Origin of the sequence: Paenibacillus amylolyticus (assembly GCF_036894225.1) — a bacterium.
GTDB classification, from domain to species: domain Bacteria; phylum Bacillota; class Bacilli; order Paenibacillales; family Paenibacillaceae; genus Paenibacillus; species Paenibacillus amylolyticus.
In genome coordinates, this window is record NZ_CP145892.1 from 6,722,245 (window position 1) to 6,741,358 (window position 19,114).

General features: G+C 45.5%; 20 protein-coding genes. 8 read left to right on the forward strand and 12 right to left on the reverse strand.

Features of this window, described 5'->3' with window-relative positions; translation table 11 throughout:
- Position 1 precedes the first annotated feature (1 nt).
- Positions 2 to 436 (reverse strand): Lrp/AsnC family transcriptional regulator, encoded by a 435-nt coding sequence (locus tag V6668_RS29595; RefSeq protein WP_017691569.1) that lies wholly within the window; start codon positions 434 to 436, stop codon positions 2 to 4.
- Between the two features lie 161 nt (positions 437 to 597).
- Between V6668_RS29595 and V6668_RS29600 the strand changes: the two genes are divergently transcribed.
- The gene (locus tag V6668_RS29600) at positions 598 to 1,065 is read left to right on the forward strand and encodes a VOC family protein (protein WP_338707359.1); all 468 of its coding nucleotides are present in this window, start codon (positions 598 to 600) and stop codon (positions 1,063 to 1,065) included.
- A gap of 91 nt (positions 1,066 to 1,156) precedes the next feature.
- Here the strand turns inward: V6668_RS29600 and V6668_RS29605 are convergent, their stop codons facing one another.
- Positions 1,157 to 1,711 carry a hypothetical protein gene (locus tag V6668_RS29605; RefSeq protein ID WP_036671746.1) on the reverse strand — a complete coding sequence of 185 codons (555 nt, stop codon included), beginning with the start codon at positions 1,709 to 1,711 and terminating at the stop codon, positions 1,157 to 1,159.
- Positions 1,712 to 1,807: 96 nt separating this feature from the next.
- Here V6668_RS29605 and V6668_RS29610 point away from each other — a divergent pair, with 96 nt between their 5' ends.
- Positions 1,808 to 2,725: a phosphatidate cytidylyltransferase gene (locus V6668_RS29610; protein WP_076252010.1), complete on the forward strand. Its 918-nt coding sequence runs from the start codon at positions 1,808 to 1,810 to the stop codon at positions 2,723 to 2,725.
- Between the two features lie 108 nt (positions 2,726 to 2,833).
- On the opposite strand, the gene V6668_RS29615 is transcribed toward V6668_RS29610, so the two are convergent.
- Both V6668_RS29615 and V6668_RS29620 read right to left on the reverse strand, forming a co-directional pair.
- On the reverse strand, positions 2,834 to 3,406 hold the full coding sequence (locus V6668_RS29615) for a hypothetical protein (protein WP_143781493.1): 573 nt from the start codon (positions 3,404 to 3,406) through the stop codon (positions 2,834 to 2,836).
- A gap of 177 nt (positions 3,407 to 3,583) precedes the next feature.
- On the reverse strand, positions 3,584 to 3,961 hold the full coding sequence (locus V6668_RS29620) for a LysM peptidoglycan-binding domain-containing protein (protein WP_338707360.1): 378 nt from the start codon (positions 3,959 to 3,961) through the stop codon (positions 3,584 to 3,586).
- Positions 3,962 to 4,265: 304 nt separating this feature from the next.
- Between V6668_RS29620 and V6668_RS29625 the strand changes: the two genes are divergently transcribed.
- From V6668_RS29625 to V6668_RS29635, 3 genes are all read left to right on the forward strand, one after another.
- Positions 4,266 to 5,318 carry a bifunctional transcriptional activator/DNA repair enzyme AdaA gene (locus tag V6668_RS29625; RefSeq protein WP_100526718.1) on the forward strand — a complete coding sequence of 351 codons (1,053 nt, stop codon included), beginning with the start codon at positions 4,266 to 4,268 and terminating at the stop codon, positions 5,316 to 5,318.
- A gap of 77 nt (positions 5,319 to 5,395) precedes the next feature.
- Positions 5,396 to 6,169: an isocitrate lyase/phosphoenolpyruvate mutase family protein gene (locus V6668_RS29630; RefSeq protein WP_338707361.1), complete on the forward strand. Its 774-nt coding sequence runs from the start codon at positions 5,396 to 5,398 to the stop codon at positions 6,167 to 6,169.
- A gap of 50 nt (positions 6,170 to 6,219) precedes the next feature.
- A complete protein-coding gene (locus V6668_RS29635) occupies positions 6,220 to 6,738 on the forward strand; it encodes a hypothetical protein (RefSeq protein ID WP_076252018.1) in 519 nt (172 codons plus the stop codon).
- Between the two features lie 162 nt (positions 6,739 to 6,900).
- Here V6668_RS29635 and V6668_RS29640 read toward each other — a convergent pair whose 3' ends face one another.
- The 7 genes from V6668_RS29640 to V6668_RS29670 all read right to left on the reverse strand — a co-directional run bounded on the left by V6668_RS29640 (position 6,901) and on the right by V6668_RS29670 (position 12,974).
- Positions 6,901 to 7,599, reverse strand: a complete 699-nt coding sequence (locus tag V6668_RS29640; protein ID WP_338707362.1) for a hypothetical protein — start codon at positions 7,597 to 7,599, stop codon at positions 6,901 to 6,903.
- A complete protein-coding gene (locus V6668_RS29645) occupies positions 7,596 to 8,471 on the reverse strand; it encodes an ABC transporter ATP-binding protein (RefSeq protein ID WP_338707363.1) in 876 nt (291 codons plus the stop codon). Before V6668_RS29645 ends, V6668_RS29640 begins: the two co-directional genes overlap by 4 nt.
- Entirely contained in the window at positions 8,468 to 8,848 is a 381-nt protein-coding gene (locus V6668_RS29650) for a GntR family transcriptional regulator (RefSeq protein ID WP_036611682.1), read from the reverse strand. The genes V6668_RS29645 and V6668_RS29650 overlap by 4 nt, the downstream gene beginning before the upstream one ends.
- A 99-nt stretch (positions 8,849 to 8,947) precedes the next feature.
- Positions 8,948 to 9,118 carry an aspartyl-phosphate phosphatase Spo0E family protein gene (locus tag V6668_RS29655; RefSeq protein ID WP_017691550.1) on the reverse strand — a complete coding sequence of 57 codons (171 nt, stop codon included), beginning with the start codon at positions 9,116 to 9,118 and terminating at the stop codon, positions 8,948 to 8,950.
- 244 nt (positions 9,119 to 9,362) lie between these two features.
- A complete protein-coding gene (locus tag V6668_RS29660; protein WP_091012369.1) occupies positions 9,363 to 10,745 on the reverse strand; it encodes a transcriptional regulator in 1,383 nt (460 codons plus the stop codon).
- A 273-nt stretch (positions 10,746 to 11,018) separates the two neighbouring features.
- Positions 11,019 to 11,936: an aldo/keto reductase gene (locus V6668_RS29665; RefSeq protein ID WP_076213731.1), complete on the reverse strand. Its 918-nt coding sequence runs from the start codon at positions 11,934 to 11,936 to the stop codon at positions 11,019 to 11,021.
- 147 nt (positions 11,937 to 12,083) lie between these two features.
- Positions 12,084 to 12,974, reverse strand: a complete 891-nt coding sequence (locus V6668_RS29670; RefSeq protein ID WP_036611691.1) for a diacylglycerol/lipid kinase family protein — start codon at positions 12,972 to 12,974, stop codon at positions 12,084 to 12,086.
- 380 nt (positions 12,975 to 13,354) lie between these two features.
- On the opposite strand from V6668_RS29670, the gene V6668_RS29675 reads away from it, so the two are divergent.
- From V6668_RS29675 to V6668_RS29685, 3 genes are all read left to right on the forward strand, one after another.
- On the forward strand, positions 13,355 to 14,872 hold the full coding sequence (locus tag V6668_RS29675) for a leucine-rich repeat domain-containing protein (RefSeq protein ID WP_338707365.1): 1,518 nt from the start codon (positions 13,355 to 13,357) through the stop codon (positions 14,870 to 14,872).
- A gap of 323 nt (positions 14,873 to 15,195) precedes the next feature.
- Positions 15,196 to 16,536: a glycoside hydrolase family 30 protein gene (locus V6668_RS29680; protein WP_338707367.1), complete on the forward strand. Its 1,341-nt coding sequence runs from the start codon at positions 15,196 to 15,198 to the stop codon at positions 16,534 to 16,536.
- Between the two features lie 311 nt (positions 16,537 to 16,847).
- On the forward strand, positions 16,848 to 18,008 hold the full coding sequence (locus V6668_RS29685; protein WP_338707368.1) for an MFS transporter: 1,161 nt from the start codon (positions 16,848 to 16,850) through the stop codon (positions 18,006 to 18,008).
- A gap of 140 nt (positions 18,009 to 18,148) precedes the next feature.
- On the opposite strand, the gene V6668_RS29690 is transcribed toward V6668_RS29685, so the two are convergent.
- On the reverse strand, positions 18,149 to 19,111 hold the full coding sequence (locus V6668_RS29690) for an endo-1,4-beta-xylanase (RefSeq protein ID WP_100526707.1): 963 nt from the start codon (positions 19,109 to 19,111) through the stop codon (positions 18,149 to 18,151).
- Between the last annotated feature and the right edge of the window lie 3 nt (positions 19,112 to 19,114).

A 19,114-nucleotide genomic window follows, 5' to 3' on the forward strand; every position in this document is an offset into this window, starting at 1 on the left:
CTTAAAGGAGAACACGGTTTTCCATAATATTTTTCATGCTGATATGGGATTTGGAGGGTCCCAGCTTCACCAGTGAATCCTGAAATTCGGCAAGTTCTTCAATGGACGCCGTCTGTACCTTGATCAGGTAGTTATACTCACCGCTAATACGATAGACATCCGTGACTTCGATAGCCTGTTCACAGAACTGAACCAACTCGTCGCAATGCTCTGTTTTGAGCAAAATAAACGTCGTGGTTCCACGGTTTAACTGGGCCAGATTATAGATGGTTGAATATCCCGTTATTACACCTCTCTCCTCCAGTTTCAGAATTCTTTCCTTAACCGAAGGTTGGGACATGTTAATTTCTTTGCTTATCTGTGCAACGGGGATACGTGCATGATGTTGCAGCAAGCGCATAATCTGCTGATCGATTTCATCTATTATGTGTTCCATTTGTAAGACCTCCGAGTCGTCGGCTTATTTAATAAGGTTTTTCTAATAAATTAGCTAAAAATAGTTAGATTTTATCTCATTATATCCTTTGATATTGTATGGTTCCAATGCGATATCAACCCTATAATTTAGAATACAATCTAAAGAAGGAGCGATGTAATGTGAGTGTTATTGGACTTGCACATGTAGCCATTCAGGCTCGTAATTACGAAGATACTCTGGCGTTTTATACAAAAGTATTGGGATTCAAGGTCGGTCACTCCTGGAGTTTGCCTTCCTTCCACATTACCGAGGCATGTATGCTGATCTCTCCGGATCAACGCACCTGCATTGAGGTGTTTGACCCAAAAGCGGTCATTCCTGCCGAGGGTAAACCTGCCACCTCTCCTGAAGCGGTCCGGCACGGCGCACTGTTACATTTCGCCTTTTACGTGCATGATGTAGAAGACATCTATCAGCAAGCGCTCGCCCATGGAGCCAAGGCCTACGTTGAACCGGATTGGATATCGCTTGGTGAACCTGCACTTCGGGTTAGAAATGCGCTCGTCCACAGTCCGAATGGTGAAGTGATCGAATTCCTTGAAGAGGTTGATTTTGACCGATCCTCATCCTCACCATCATCCATATGAAGTACACAAAAAGCCTGTTGCCTCATCATTCGTGGCAGCAGGCTGTTTCATGGTTCGATTTCCTTGGCAAGCATCAGCACACACACCTACCCTACTCTTGCTCTGTATTCCCCAGCGTATACTCGCTTAGCTTTCCTTCATAGACCAATTGCAATCGTTCACTCTGGCGAAAATCATCCGGTGTCACCAGCGCAGGCAGCTTGTTCCACAGTTTGATTCCCGAACGCTGTAGAATCTCGGCTACAAATTGGGAGCAGAAGTAGGAGTTGCTGAACTCCACCGGTTCCTTGAGTGTAATGCCGATCACGCCGAGCAGATTGTACATATATTTCTGGCGGCTTCGGATGAAGATGTGCAGCACACGTTTCATCTTTTCCACTTCACGATCCGTCACCTGAAGCTTGTATATGACACATGTGGTATTGGGATACTTGCTGTATGTACCTGTCTGAATATTTTCCTTCACAAACCCGCCATTCAGCGGATTGCTCGGATGCTTGCGGCCGAAGCTGTACAGCTCGGTTAACTCCCGGTCAAATGAGATCGATGCGTGATTATATGGCGCTCGGGTATAGCTCTGAATAACCTTGGTAAACAGCGTTCCCGTATTCGTAAGCAGGATATAGATGGAGCGTTCATCTGTCATAGCAAAATTTCCCCTTATCAAGTTGGCACTATTCCTTCATAATAACATAGGTACCCTACAATGGAATCTTACTTTGAATAAGCAGGTGATTGGTACGTGAGCAGTTCACTCTTTACACTAACGTTAATCTTCACAGCTTTACTTGTGATACATATCGTGTACAAAATTATTGCAAAGCTTCAGCCAAGCAAAGACTATTCAGGCATCGGCCAAAAAATTAAAACCTGGTGGGGTATGTTTGTGATTTTCTGCCTCGCCACCCTTTTTAACCCCATCGTGTCGCTCATCTCCCTCATGGTGCTTGCATTCTTCTCACTCAAAGAATACTTCTCCATGATTCGCAGTACACGCAAAGCCGACCGTAGGCTGTTCCTGTGGGCGTATCTGGCGATTCCGGTTCAGTTTTACTGGATCTACATTGGATGGTATGGCATGTTTATCGTGTTTATTCCCCTATATGTGTTCCTTGTGCTGCCCTTGCCACGCCTGATTAACAAAGGTACGGTCGGTTTCCTGCGCAGTGTCAGCTCCACACAATGGGGACTAATGCTGATGGTGTTTGGACTGAGCCACCTGGCCTATTTCCCATTTGCCTCACCGGAGTACGGCTCCAAGCTGGTGCTGTTCTTGGTCGTGTTAACACAGCTTAATGATGTGGTACACTATCTGGTCTCTCTCTATCTGGGCAAACGAAAAGTGGTGCCTACCGCTAATCCTTTTGTCACCTGGGAAGGGTTCGCGTGTGCGTTCATTGTAACGACAGCTACGTCTTATTTCATCCATCCCTACCTGACGCCATTTGATTGGAAATTCTCGCTGTTCATCGGGGTGTTGATCAGTCTGGCTGGATTCTTCGGTAGTCTGACGGTGTCTGTACTGAAGCGCGATCTGTTAATTGGAGATGACAACAAGTTCGATTCGCTCAAAAAAAGCTACCTGAGCCGGGTCGACAGCCTGACCTATACCTCGCCGGTTATGTTCCACGTGGTCCGTTATTTCTTTGACTTTATGTAGCAACAGATGGATCGGCGAGCTTGTAATTATGTATGTCAAAAAAAGCAGCCCAAGTGGCTGCTTTTCCTGTTCAATAGGCTCTGGGCAGAGCCTTCATGATATGCCTGCTTACTTCAACGTAATTTCTTTTTCGGACATGATTTCGTTCCCCTCATCATTTGTGAAGACAAATGTGGCTTTGCCCCGCTCGCCCTTCATCTCATCCGAATAGATAAAGCCGGAGAATTGTCCATTACCGCTAAAGTAAAAGCCATCTTCTCCATTTCCACCATGTTCAATGGCTTCCTGTAGTGAATTCACAATCGTCACCGTGTTAGACGTCCACCGCATCTCCGTTAGTGTATAGCCCTTCGGAACCTGTTTAATTCCAAAATCAAAACTGTTACCCTCGCTCGGTTTCTCCGACTGGTCAATGACGATATCAATCTTCTCAGACGGTTCAGTGGATTCCGATTGAGCTGTAGGCTTGCCCTCATCACCACTGGCACTGCCTTGGCTATTGTTATTCTTCGCATCCGCATTCGGTACAGAGTTTTCTCCAGCTTCCTCTACGGGTTGCTTCGATTGCGGATAGGCATGTTCCTGAACCGATTCACCACTAGTGCCACAGGCACTGACGAATAGCGAAATACAGAGCACAGACATGCAAAGTGCAGATTTCTTTATATTTATTTTCATCATCTACTTCTCCCTTCATCCATCTTCAGCACGTATATCCAACACACCACTTACTAATCACTACACCATATCGTCCCACATGAAGCTCCATTATATGTAAATGATTAATAAATTCAGTATGTAACTGCACCTCGATGAGTAAAAAAAGAACTCTGTTCATGACGTCATGCACTGTTTAATTTATCGATCGAACCCAGGTAAGACCAACACTTGTCCAATCTGAATGGCGTTATGCTCAATTTTGTTCACTTTCTTGATAGCTTCTACATACACACGAGTGTCCATCTGCTGAGGTTTATGTACCAATGAAATGCCCCACAGTGTATCTCCCTGAGATACAACGATCTGGTCCCCCGACAACAATTGCTCATCTCCGGCAAATGCAGTGAATACAGCACTACACCCTATGATTATAATTAGAGTTATAGTGACGATCTTCATTAGCCAGGTTGGCGTCTTCACAAGCTGCATGAATTGACCTTTAACATACATGGTGCGAGACTCGGACGTTTTGGTATAAACGGATTCATAAATACTTTTGTACGTAGAATATCTCATTCTATTCGACCTCCAGACTTTCATTCCGCTAATCTTTAATTTCATGTTTACCTATGTATTTTTCCTATAACAATGAATGATCAATAACTCACTTTTTCACTATATAGGTATCTTTGCCTAAGTCACCCTACCCTGATAGGTCTATACTACCAGTTCACTCTAAACAAATTCTGAACAACCGAATTTAAATGTTATATCCGATTCAATTTATCCAATATTCATGCCTGATTTTCGGCGATGCTTGCTGCAACGTTTTTCTATAATAGGTATAGATAAAGATTCTAATGAGTAAGGACGTGCCCCCATGATTTCTGCTGATCTGAAGGAACAATATTACGAGGCGCTTGTGGCCAAGGATTCGGAATACGAGGGTTTATTCTATGTTGGAGTCCGAACCACAGGTGTGTTCTGTCGTCCCACATGCCCTGCGCGAAAGCCAAAATTCGAAAACTGCGAATTCTATGAGACGGCTCAACAGGCACTTCTGGCCTCTTATCGCCCTTGCCAGCGCTGTCGTCCACTTTCTCACCCTAACCAGGTATCCGATGTCGTTCGCATATTAGTGGAAGCTGTGGAGAAAAATCCGGAGAAACGCTGGAAAGAACAGGATTTCAAGGCCCTCTCCATCGACGAATCCACTGCTCGCCGACAATTCAAGAAGCGGTTCGGCATGACCTTTGTCGAATATGCTCGCGCTCGCCGCATGGGACTTGCCCTGAAAAATATTCGCTCCGGCCGCACCGTGATTGATAGCCAATTATCTACTGGATATGAATCAAGCAGCGGCTTCCGCGATGCCTTTTCACGGATCATGGGTGCCGCCCCTACACAAGTCGATGAAGGACATATCCTAAAAGCGTCCTGGATTGACACCCGCCTCGGCCCGATGATGGCCATTGCAGATGAGGAGTCGCTATATTTACTGGAATTTGTGGACCGCAGAGGTCTGGAACGCGAAGTTGAGCGTCTGCGCAAACGAACCAAATCAGCGATTGTACCCGGCACTACAGCTCCCATCCAGTCCATTGAGCGTGAACTAAACGAGTACTTTCAAGGTATTCGGACAGCATTCGACACACCGTTGTTCTGTTTAGGAACACTATTCCAAAAGCGTGTGTGGGACGAGTTGCTGGCCATTCCGGCTGGGGAAACGAGGTCATATCAGGAGATTGCAAATGCACTGGGAAAACCGACTGCTTGCCGAGCTGTGGCACAGGCGAATGGAGCCAATCAGCTTGCGATTGTGATTCCATGTCACCGTGTAATCAATGCCAGTGGTGAACTGGGTGGATATGGCGGGGGATTAACTCGCAAAAACTGGCTTTTGACTCATGAGAAACAAAAACAGGGTAGCTGAAAAACAGAATGAAGTAATGAAGTAAGAATCAAATGTCCAAAGGAATGCATGATATAACAAAGGAGAGTCAACATAATATGAGTACCTTAGAAGAAAAAGCAGCGTTGTTCCAACAATACCATGTGAAAGGAAAACCACTTGTTCTGGTCAATGTATGGGATGCCGGAAGCGCACAAGCCATCCAATCCGCTGGAGCAACGGCCATTGCTACCGGAAGCTGGTCCGTTGCTGCGGCCCACGGTGAACACGACGGTGAAGCCATGTCATTCCATCTGGTGCTTGCCAATCTCGCACGGATTACAGCGAGCGTGGATCTGCCTGTAACGATCGATATAGAGGGAGGGTATGGGAGGTCTGTGTCAGAAGTGAAGCGAAATATCCTGCAAGTCATCGATCATGGTGCTGTAGGAATCAACATTGAAGATCAACTTCCCGCTGGCTTGGGATTGTACACTGTGGAGGAGCAATGCCCGAGATTGTCCGCCGCCCGGGAAGCTGCGCAGCAGGCAGGCATCCCGTTGTTCATTAACGCCCGCACAGATATTTTTCTGCAACATGCACCTGAACACCATAACCACTCTCTCCTGGAGGAAGCACTTATACGTTCGAGCCATTATGCAGATGCAGGAGCCAGTGGTCTGTTTGTACCCGGTTTGCAGGATCACCAACTGATTCAGGAATTGTGTGAGCGTTCACCGCTGCCAATTAACGTTATGGTTACGTCTCCTGAGCCTTCACCAAAACAGCTTGCCACACTGGGTGTAGCACGTGTAAGTTACGGGCCATATCCCTATCTGCAAGTTATGGAACACCTAAAAGAACTGGGGAGAAACATTTTATCAGGAAATTAACAGGAGGGCATGTTATAATCACCTCTATTGAACATTTACAGGAGGCAATTATGCTTAACGTGGAACAAAAGCTAGAAGTGCTACAATCGTATCCCCAACTGCAACGCAAAGATGTTTCTCTCGGTCGAGTTAATTTCCACTACGAGGATAGTGCGTATGATAAAAAAATTGTTGCTCTCCATATTCACCCTAACGGAAACGGTTATATCTATGCAGGACTACTGCCTAACTATGAGACCGATGCTAAAGGATTCGTCAATATTCGTGATTACTCCGAAGCAGATCTGCGCACCTTGTTAGATGAAACGATCCAAGCGATGTCTCACAATCCCAACGCAGTTGAATTCCAAGAGCCAGAACAAGTAAAAGCTGCTGCTCCTGCATTGTCTACAATCTCTACGGGTGGCGGAACGTGGATCGATGAAGATGGACATACGCTGACTTTAAAATACGAAGATGACATGTGGTATGTGTATTCCGGTGATAACCTGGATATGGCTTTTGAAACGCGTAGCGAAGCTGGCGAGTATCTCAAAGACGAAGGATTCAAACCGCAGGCTCAGGCTTAAGGGTGCACCTTCATTTGGAATTCCGCACAAAGATTGTTGAATAGGTATATTCAGTGATTTAATATGATACAAAAAACACGAGGCGTGTTCGCACTCGTGTTTTCTGATTTCGGAATGATTTCACTTAGATTCCTTGCCCAGTTCCTTTATAACTGTTTCCTGTCAGTCTTTTTTGGATTTCATGGTAAGCGGCGCATTCTTCATCATCGGGTACGTAGATAGAAGTAGCACACCACCAATACATCCCAGAACGGTGAACAATGTCATGCGATTGATCCTAGCAATCCACAACATAAACTCACCAAGATCGCCCAATGTAATTATCAGCGTAAAGAACAAGCCAACCCCGAAGAACATAATGAAGAAGTTACGCATCCCCAAGCGCATCCAACAAACCGTTGGGAAGACAGAGATTCCCAGTACGAGAAAGCCGCACATCAGATCGATCCACAGGTAGGATAAAAAATGATATTTGTTTGAATACAACATGCCTGGTTGATAAAGGGTTACGTCAACAATTCCTTTTTCCTGAAGCAGGTGTATGAGGAAATACGCCACATGCAGAATGACCATGGTGCCTGCAACCATCCATACCGAGTTCATATAGAAGGATTTCATGAATTGAATTCGTGTACTGCCCATACCAATCGCAACCGGAAACAGTGTAATCATTCCCCCGATGGCAAACGTACATATCCCTCCGTACATGGGACCAAACAGTTGCGTAGCATACGAGACATCAAATATGAAGCCAATGGCCAGATATACAACGGCGAGCATTAGAGCGATGGATGAAAATATGCTCAGAAACAAACGCATATCATCGCGAATCAGTCGGTTCGTACCTTTTACTGCGTTCATGGTTTAACCCCCTCTTGATTACGGGTCCTGTTAACCAAATAATCTTGTAATGTCGCTTTCTCAATGGATAGCCCCTGTGAATGAGCGATATCCTTCCACATTTTCGAGTAGGGCTCATCAATCATGACTTTCACAGTCGATCCCATCTGGGAAGACTCTATAACTTTAACACCTGCTGTGACTCGGTTGATATCATCTATTCCCCCTGTTAGAAGAACTCCTTTTTCGCGCATCTCTTCCATCGATTGATTTAACAACACCTCTCCGGCTTGCAAAACAATAAGGGACTCACATAAAGGCTGAATCTCCTCAATATGATGACTGGATATTAGAATCAGACGCGGGTTATCTTCATAACTTTCCAGTAGCGCATTATAGAAGAATTTACGCTTCTCAGCATCGAGTCCATTGGTAGGTTCATCCAGAATGGTTATCTTTGCATTACTGGCAAGACCCAATATAATCTGGGCAGCAGTCTTCATGCCTTTCGAAAATTTAATGATCTTTTTCTTCGCCGGTAGTTCGAACACATCGATTAAACGTTCCGCCAACTCCTGATTCCACTGCGGATGAAAATATTGTCCCATTTGAACCATATCACTAACTGTCCAGTTTTTCCCCAGGGGATGATTCTCCTGGATGTAACACAGATGCTCTTGGGCAGCCAGATTATTATAGGGGTCTTGACCCATGATCTGAATGGTTCCACTGTCCGGGCGGTTATGCCCTGCAAGTAAACTCATCATGGTTGTTTTACCCGCTCCATTTCTTCCCCAGATTGCACTAATGATTGGCTCACTCTCATGTAGCGTAACCTGGTTCAGAACGGGCGTCTTCTGGTAGCTGTAGTTGACCTGCTCCATATGAATCATAACTCACTCTCCTTATCCTTCTTGCCACGAATCAGATCAATGATCATGTCTTCATTCATGTGAATCCGTCTGGCTTCTTCAAGTAAAGGCTTGATGTATTCTTCATAAAAATCTTGCTTCCGTTCAACGAGCAATGCTTCTCTTGCTCCCTTTGCAACAAACATTCCAACACCTCGCTGTTTGTATATAATCCCCTTGTCTACGAGCTCCTGCAGTCCTTTGCGGGCTGTAGCCGGATTAATATTGTAGAAGCGTGACAGTTCATTGGTTGAGGGAACCTGTTCTTCCACCTTCAATCTGCCCTCCACAATATCGTCCATAATCATCGTAGCAATCTGATGAAAAATAGGCTGAGATTCATCCAAAGTCGATTTCATGTGCTTCCAACTTTCATACGTATTCATTAGTCAGTTAGTCGGTTAGTTACTCATGTAACTAACTATAGTATACAAAAACGAAAATGTAAATAGGCGAACTTAATTCATCGCCTTCCCTACCTTTGCTCTGTTGTATTGATTAATAAGCCCGTCTAGGACTACGGATTGCTGGATCACTTCCGGATGAAGCAGACTGCCGTATTCCATATGCATGCGATATAACAACTGTCTGGCATCTTCGATCCGTGATATCAAATCCAGGCGATCCATAGTACCCCTCCTTTTTGTCATATTTTAGTGTATTATGCCAATCATAAGCGCATGTGAGATACGACATACTTATTCTTCCACTTTGATACACAAAAAAAGAACGCTTCTGAAATGAATTCAGAAGCGTCTATTGGTTCAGGCTTATGTCCCTAAACCGTGATCATTTGTTCGGTAAATTGAAGGGTCTGGATTCTCCACAGTCGGGACAGGTCCAGTAACAGGAGCTACAATGCTCACCACTATACTACATGTAACTATCAGCAAAGCCAGCTTTCTCTTCATTGAGTTTCTGCACCTCACCAATCAAGATTTTGTACTGCTGTATAGCTGTGTCAGACGCATATTCCCTGTATTGCTCAAACAGTCCGACACCTCTAAGCATACCTCGTCCATCGCTAATTTCAATAGAAAATCTCAAGCTGTTCAGTACAAAATCTAACCCCTCCACAAACCTGTCTTTTTTAAGACAATACGTGCCTAATCCAGCTAAAAGACGAACGTAGCGATCATCGGTTACCTGCTTGCTTACTTTCCCAATCCGATTTCTCTGTTCATGATAAGTGAAGTATGGCTCATATTGATTGAGTACATGATCTATGTTCATATCATAACGGTTAGCAGCCGTTACAATATCACAAAGCGCTGGAAATATCTCATTTTCCTTCGTTGAGATATACGCGAGGTAGTCAGGTAATACTTCAAACTGCCCAGCCATTAATTGATATATATAACGATTACCCTCAGCCCATTCCTGAAACTGATGAATAACCACTTTTTCTTCAGGTTCAGGCTCTTTCACCCAACTGTAATCGGAGTATAATGCAACATACTTCAATGCCATTTCATAGTTGTTCAAGTGGAAGTGGGCACTTCCACAGGCTAAATACGCATACATAATATAAAAAACGATAGGTCGTTTGGTCTCTTCTTGTTTCCTTCGGCCATTCATCTCATAATGGATGGCTGCTTTCACCTTCAGCTTTTCAGATAGTTCCTGAACTTTGCTCCATCTGTGAAGTGATGCAAATGCATTAATTAGTTCGTTAAGCGCATCCAATTGATAGCGCTCATCCAGCCGATCCACATAATATTCGAACCGGGCTGCGATAATCAGATTCCGCTGCTGATCATTAGTCAGCCCCAACCGGAACAGTCGATACTGACAGAGTGCAAGCCGCTCGGAATGTTGCATTTTCTCGCTTTCAGCAATGTTTTCATATAGAAGAATGGCCGGTTTGAATTTACCCGCTTGGTAGAACTCTTCAGCCACATCAAATAACAAAGGAATATAGGATAGATTATCCATCATCAGACGAATAACCTCTTCAATACAGTCCAACTTGTCCAACTCGGCACAGCGATGAAGGAAGGGTCCCAGTCTTCGCCAGTCCGGGGTCGCGTGTACAAAACACTCGTCTATGTATAACTCATAGAAGTAACCTTCTTCCAGTCTCATGGCGGAAGTAATGCGATCCAACTGCTGCATGGCAATAGGCCGATTTTTATTCAAAATATTGCTGAGCGTACCCGAATTAATCCCTGACGTTTCCGAAAAATGACTAATGGACATCTGTTCACGCTTCAGATAACTTTCCAAGTGATCGCGTATCGTGGTTGTCGACTCCAAACGAACACCACCCTCCAAAATAAAAAACATAAACGGGATTATCGGTATGCAAAAGTAATTATATGTAATTAGAAAGTATCGGTCAATATAATATTTTCAACTAATTTGTATTAAAACCATTTTAATCCTTTTTTTAAAGCGGACAATCCTATCCTTATTTTATATCGGAAACACGTCTGGCATCAAACCTGAAAATAGACAAAAAACACGAGCCATCTACGGGCTCGTGTTCTCAACTGACTCAGCAGTCATCACGCTCACTATAACTTGAATTTAAGGCAGTATATTACCTGCCGCACGGTAAATTTCATACCACTCTGGACGCGTGAGATGAACATCTCCCGCTTTTACACAGTCTTGCAGACGTTCAATATTCATCGTGCCTGTCACAGGTTGCATCTGCGCAGGGTGACGAAGCAACCATGCGATTGCAATCGTTGTATTGCTCACGTCATACTTCGCAGCAATCTCGTCGATCTTTGCATTCAATTCCGGGAACTTGTCGCTACCCAGGAATACACCTTCGAAGAATCCGTACTGGAACGGGGACCACGGCTGAATGGTGATATCATGCAGACGACAGTAATCAAGAATGCTACCGTCACGGTTAACCGCGGCATCGTTCTCCATGTTCACATTAATGCCACTGTCAATCATCGTGGTATTGGTAATACTCATCTGCAACTGGTTGGCTACCAGTGGCTGTTTCACGTATTTTTTCAACAATTCGATCTGGTTCGGATTCTGGTTGGATACCCCGAAGTGACGCACTTTACCTTCCCGCTCCAGTTGATCAAAGGCTTCAGCCACTTCCTCCGGCTCAACCAATGCATCAGGACGGTGCAGCAGCAGAACGTCAAGATATTCCGTTTTCAGACGTTGAAGGATACCATCCACCGAATTCAGGATGTGCTCTTTGGAGAAATCAAACATGCCTTTGCGGATACCGCATTTGGATTGAAGAATCATATTTTCACGAACTTGGGGATTCATCTGTACTGCTTCGGCGAAGATCTCCTCACATGTTCCTGTACCATAAATGTCGGCATGGTCAAAGAAATTTGCGCCAACCTCCATTGCAGAACGAACAAAATGTTCGGCTTCCTTACCGTCTAGTGAATTAATCCGCATGCAGCCCACCGCGACTACAGGTACTTCTAGTGCACTGCTGCCCAATTTAATCGTTCTCAAGATGTTTTCCCTCCATATTCGAATATTATCGTATATCTTACCTTTGATTGTGACATATATCTGCAATCGGTTTCAATAGCTTTATCCTACATTCATATGGAGAAATGATAGGTTCTTCATTCCAGCCTATAGATCCAAAAGAATAAACTATACTTCTTCCGGTATAATGACCTCAATATGCCTTGGCAGGACACGGATATGAATCGGCAGGGCAGGACCTTCTTCCCCATCTACATTAGTGCGAATGGCTTCGTCTGAGCGAACATGAACTTCTTTGGCTGTAAAATAGTCCACGTCCTTATGGTCTTTCAGACTACCAAATAACAGGGAGGTGCCCAGGGTCAGACTGTTGAACACACTGATATTACGAACAACAAAACAATGTATCAGACCATCGTCCACCTCTGCATCCGGGGACAACTTCTCGAATCCTCCGACCGAGTTGGTCAGCGCCGCCAGAAAAAGTGGCGATTCCCCCTCCCAGAGCTGTCCGTCATATTCGATGGTTAGATGATTGGCTGGTGTATTCACCAGGTCTTTCAAGCCTTCTTTGAGATATGCGAATGATCCCAACTTCGACTTTTCTTCCGAGGATACGGAGAACAAAGCTTCTGCCAAAGAACCTGCAGCCACAACGTTGGCAAACAGGCGATCATTGATTTTCCCCAGATCCACGATATGGGTCTGATTCGAACGTAACTGCCTAATGGCTTCTTCCGGGTCAAGCGAGATATTCAGCGCACGCGCAAAATCATTCACCGTACCTAGCGGTATAACGCCTAATCGGGGACGATGATCCTGATCCATCATGCCGTTAATCGTCTCATGCAGCGTACCGTCGCCTCCGATGGAGATGACCAGATCACAGCCGTCTTTGCAGGCGCTCAGACAGTAGTTGGTGGCATCACCTTCCCCGGCCGTCTCATTAACCACCACCTCATACTGCTGTGACTCCAGAATTTCTCTGACTTGGGACACATACTGCTCGGCCTCTTCCTTACCTGACGATGGATTACTAATGATCATGGCTTGGCGCATACTCACATCTTCCCCTCCAAATTGGCATCTTTACTTCATCTTTACCCTTTTCAAGGGTGGGTTGAATAGGGTCTGCGGGAGATGTTTTATTTTTTTTGATAAACATGTCTCTGAAGAGTGCAGAGCAGGGTTTGTTTCATATAGAATAGAAGTAGAGAAATACCCATTACGAAATTCCTTGTTCCTTTTTCCCGTTGACGGGTTAATAACTATAGATGTGCTTTGAGCCGAACCTGTATATGTTAAACTCTTCAATTCACACTGAACACTCCGTGGGCAGAACAACCTTCCGGTCGCTGTTATCGTGTAGATACTATACTTAACTAACTCAATCTGTTCGGATTATTTTATAATTCTAAAAATCGGAGGGAATGCATGCAATGAGAAGAATGACGCTATTATTTCTAGTATTCATCCTGAGTCTCGGGGCATCGGGGCAAGCCATGGCTTACACAACTACGGACTTGGGCGAGGGAATCATTGAAGATCCCGCTTTGGAGGACGGACTGAAGTTAATTCTGAACAAACCTCTGGATATGCCATTAACTTCAACGGATCTGGAGCAGCTTGAGGTGGTAGATCTGAGCAATGCAGGTATTCACAGCCTGTCCGGTCTCGAATATGCAACCAATCTGACTCACCTCCGATTATATGGGAATGAGATTGAGGATCTCACACCGCTGAAGCACCTAACCCAGCTTCGCGAGATCGATGTTCGCAATAATTACATTACATCCATAGACGCACTTACTGAATTAAAAGACTTGGGACGGCTGTATATCAGCAACAATTCCATTTCTTCCATAGAGGTTGTACGTGGGTTCAACCGATTACATACGTTCCACGCCAGCGGTAACCAGATTGGCAGTCTTGTGGCCCTCTCGGATGCAGATGCACTGAAGTGGCTTGAGATTTCGAACAATACCATTAACGATCTGACACCGCTCATGGGTAAAACCCGGCTCCAACAACTCAATGTAGCAAACAACCAGGTTCAGACGCTGGACGTACTGGCTGAATTGCCAAATACACTGCGGAATCTGAATGTGGCAGGTAATCAAATCACGGATCTGACACCACTGGAGCAAATGACACGCCTTCGGACACTTGATATCTCTGGTAACCAAGTACAGCATCTCAAGGGGCTTGAGGAACTGACTGGGCTGACAGAGCTGAATGCAGAGTCCAATCAGATCTATGATCTGGAACCTTTACGGCAACTTTCCAGCCTGGACGTGTTGAAATTATCCAACAACCGGGTGTGGGATCTGACACCGATCGCAGGTTTTACGTTTACCCGTGATCAGTCAGCGACAAATGTTATACAGGATATCTCGGCGTCTACCTCGTTATCCTCCGGTATTCAGACTTCTGTCTCAAAGGTTGAGCCTGCCGGACTCACGGTGCAGAACAATTATCTGGATGTTGTGAGTGGCAGTCATACGATGCAACTTCTGAACCGGATGAATGTGCGGGAGCAGAAACGAACGCCCCAGGGCAGCTTTCAGCGTCTAATCGAAGGGTCTACCACCGCCTATGTTGGGGATCGTGCTTATGCACTGGATGCTGCACCTTTTATCGATGAAGGCCGGACCTATGTGCCTCTGCGTTTTGTCTCGGAGCAGTTAAACGCCCGTGTGAACTGGAACAGCGGTACGCGCGAAGCTGTGATCACACAGAATGATAAGACCATCCGCTGGAGCGTGGGTAACAAACAAGTTGTCGTGAATGATACACTTGCGATCAATGATGCTCCTCTTCTGATGAAAGATGGTAAAGCTTTTGTACCGGTTCGCTTCATCTCGGAGCAATTCAATACCTCTGTTGGTTACATCGGAAGCAGCAAAACGATTCTGATTTTTGAAAATAAACAGCTTGGTGAGAGTGTACAGCCTTAAGTTGTGTCTCACGTTCATTTACAGCCATAAGAGAATATGAGAAACATAGCGCAAGTCCCCGTCTGAATAATCGCGGGGATTTTGTTGTGTTATGACAGTTGTGTTATGACAGTTGTGTTATGACATTGGATAATGGTATATGGACATCGCCGATTACAAGCAAATACAGCATACGATCTGTCTATGCGAATACGAACTCGTAATACTCCATCTTCGATTAGGGTAAATTTCACACGGTTTAGCATATCTTCTTTTGCCGTGGGAGTTGTTATACTGAACGTAATATATATGACAACTGAGGTTCAAGCGAGGAGGAAATTCACATGACATTCACACTCACTGGTTATTCCACAACCCAAGACAGCCCGTGGAGAGAGCTATCTTTTGTGCCAACTAATGAAAGCGCTAACTTAAAACTGACGGGTGAACAGCACCAACTTGTGGAAGGGTTTGGCGGCTGTTTCAACGAGCTTGGTTATATGGCTCTGTCTCACTTGAATGAGGAGCAGCGCCATGAGGTATTTCACTCTCTCTTCCATCCGGAGGGCGAGCACAAGTTTAACATCTGTCGCCTGCCGATCGGCGCAAGTGATTATGCAGAGCAGTGGTATAGCCACAACGAGGTGGACGGCGACGTGGCCATGGAACATTTTTCGATCAATCGTGATTTCAAATATCTGATTCCTTACATCAAGGAAGCTCTAAGTTATAACCCGAACCTGCAATTCTTCGCCTCCCCATGGAGTCCGCCAACGTGGATGAAGTCGCCCAAAGCCTATAACTATGGGGCACTGCGCTGGGAGAAAGATATTCTGGAGGCCTACGCCCTGTATTTCGTAAAGTTTGTACAGGCTTACCGTGACGCAGGCATTACGATCCATCAGGTGCATGTGCAGAACGAAGTGATTGCAGATCAGAAGTTCCCTTCCTGCATGTGGACAGGCGAGCAACTTCGTGAGTTTATTGCCGATTATCTGGGCCCGGTTTTTGACCAACACGGTCTGGATACGGAAATCTGGCTGGGAACGATCAACGCCCCTGATCCATGGGAGGAATTAATCAAGAAAAAAACAAATGACTTCGATGAGTACGCCGGGCTTGTCCTGAGTGATCCAAAGGCCTATTCCTATATCAAAGGTGTTGGGTATCAATGGGCTGGAAAAAATGCCATTCAACGTACCTCAGCGAGTTATCCGGAGCTACGTTATATGCAGACTGAGAACGAATGCGGTGATGGCAACAACTCATGGAACTATGCCAAATATGTATATAACCTCTACCAGCACTACTTCAGCAACGGAGTGAACGCGTACATCTACTGGAACATGGTTCTGGAACCCAAAGGCCGTAGCACATGGGGCTGGGAGCAGAACTCCATGATTACGATAGATCCGGACAATAAGGAGGTTACTCGTAACCCGGAGTATTATGTGATGAAACACTTCGCGCATCATATTGTTCCTGGTGCTCGAAGAGTCGGTCTGTCAGGCGCGTGGAGCGGGAAATCCGTTGCCTTTCGCAACCCGGATAACAGTCTCGTTATTGTCATCAACAATCCATTCCAGGACCGTCGTGACCTGTATCTAACCCTTGAAGAAGGACAGACCCTACACATGGAGTTGGAAGCCGATTCATTCAACAGCATGGTTATTCAACCGAAATAACTAATCCAACACATCGTTAAAAACGCGGACATCAATAGCGTCAGGCCCCAAGGATTCCCCGGGCCGGCGCTATTTTTCACGGGCCATTCAATGCCTACTGTCACCATTATTGCTACTGTAGAACACAAACCGAAGACAACTTAAAGAAATGACGTTTCACCTTTTATATTTACAAATCTATAAATATAGATATAATGTAATCCAGAGAACTTACTCTCATGTCCATCCTATTATAGGAGGCAAGGCAGGCTCATTTCAGCATATCATATCTACTTTTCTGTATATTTAAATTCAATGGAGGTACGCTTTGCATGAAATCACAACAGGTCAATCCACTCCTTATCCTGATGCTGGCACTCGGGGTATTCGGGATTATTACAACAGAAATGGGAATTGTGGGGGTACTGCCTCAGGTTGCGAATAAATTCAACATTACGGCTGCACAGGCAGGTTGGCTGGTCAGTATATTTGCGCTAGTCGTAGCCATTGCGGGCCCTTTTCTCACCTTGCTGGCATCCGGGATGAATCGCAAAATTATCCTTTTAGCCGCTGTGCTGATGTTTGCCATTTCAAACGTGGTCTATGCCTACGCCACAACATTTGATACCATGCTTATCTTCCGTATCATTCCCGCGTTATTCCATCCCGTCTTCTTTTCCGTAGCCCTGGTCACCAGTGCCCAACTCGTACCAGCAGAGAAAAGCAGTCAGGCCGTCGCCAAAGTATTCACCGGAGTTACCGCGGGCTTTGCCTTTGGCGTGCCACTCACATCGTATCTTGCTGAACGCCTATCCCTCGAAATCGCCTTCCTGTTTGGAGCGATGGTTAGTGTGGTCGCTTTTATCGGCATATGGATCTGGTTACCCTCGATGCCCGTGAAGGAAAAGATGTCCTATGGCAAGCAGCTCGGTATTCTGCGCAAACCTGGATTATGGCTGAATGTTGCCGCAGTCATTTTTATATTCGCCGCCATGTTCTCCGTGTACAGCTATTTCGCCGAGTATCTTGGACAGGTCACCCACATGAGCGGATCATGGATCAGTGTCATGCTGACCGTCTTTGGTGTCGTCATGATCATCGGAAATTTGGGGTTTGGACAGTTTCTGCGTAAGAGCGTGGTCCGCACTGTCCTCATATTCCCCCTGCTGTATGTAGCAGCTTACGCACTCGTCTATTGGGCCGGTCCCCACTTCATGTGGATGGTTATTGTAGTCATCCTCTGGGCATCCGTGCATTCAGGAGGATTAATTGTAAGCCAAACCTGGTTAACCGCTGAAGCGCAGGACGCGCCTGAATTCGGCAACAGCTTGTATGTATCCTTTTCCAACCTCGGTATTACCCTGGGTACTGCTATCGGCGGATGGTTCATCGCGAACCTGGGAATACATCAACTGATCTGGAGCGGAATGATCTTTGCACTGATCGCTTTTGTATTGGTTTGGATTAAAATTAAATGTTTCCCTGCACCATAAATTGCCGAACACTGTTGGGACAAAGCATTAACACAAAAAGCGCCATGTTCCCATGCTTAACATGTAGAACAGGCGCTATTTGGTGTTATATGATAGTGATCGGAATTAAAAGGGAAGCTCAGATTCGTGCAAACGCACGCTTAAGGATTGTTCGCCAGGTAATTTCTCAGCCATTGCATAGCTGGACGCTCTGTACCGTTGCTATTAACCAGATGTGAACCATTTACCCACGTTTGCCCCTGATTGTAGCCCCACAGCGTCACACCTTTAACGGCAGAATGCTTCCAAAGTACAGGGAATTTTTGTTGGTAACGCTGCAATTGCGTATTATCATCGCCCGTCATATCCAGCTCGGATACATAGATTGGTAGCCCCGTAGCCGCAAGCTTGTTCAGTACCGTGTTCATCGTGTTCACAGAAACGTTGTCCATATTGAAGTGATGCGCTTGAATACCAATACCATCGACTAGACCTCTGTTTTTCAAAAGGTTAATGATCTGAATATATTGATCTGCTTTAGCCGGATCTCCGATAATACCATATTCATTGATCAGCAATTTCGCGTTCGGGAAAGCTTGTCTCGCCTGCTGGAATGACCAGATTACCCAATCCCAGCCAGTGGCTCCATCTCCACCTATCGCGTTGCGATAAGAAGGCTTAGCATGCAACGGCTCATTGACGACATCCACATATGCTGCCTTGGAATATCGCTGTCCTGCGGCTTTAATCCATTGTGTCACTTCAGCCTTCTGGTCTGCGGCTGAGAGACTGTTAATCCAATTCGGCTGCTGACTTCCCCATACGAGGGTATGGAACTTGAACGGGAACCCGTTGTTGTTAGCATAGTTGTAGGCCATGTCCGCCTGGCCCCAATTCATTACGTTGCGTGTGCCTTCAACAGCATCCCACTTGGTAGAGTTCTCCGGAGTTACCTGATTCCAATACGGGCTAAAATTCGAAGGAACCTGGTTGGCAATAATATTGCCCAGAAATTTGCTACCTTTCGCCAGACCAGCGCTCACACTACCAACCGCAACAGAAGCAGCGAGAATCCCTACCAATGCCAGTGAGCCGACTGTTTTGAACCACTTAGACTTAATCAATGA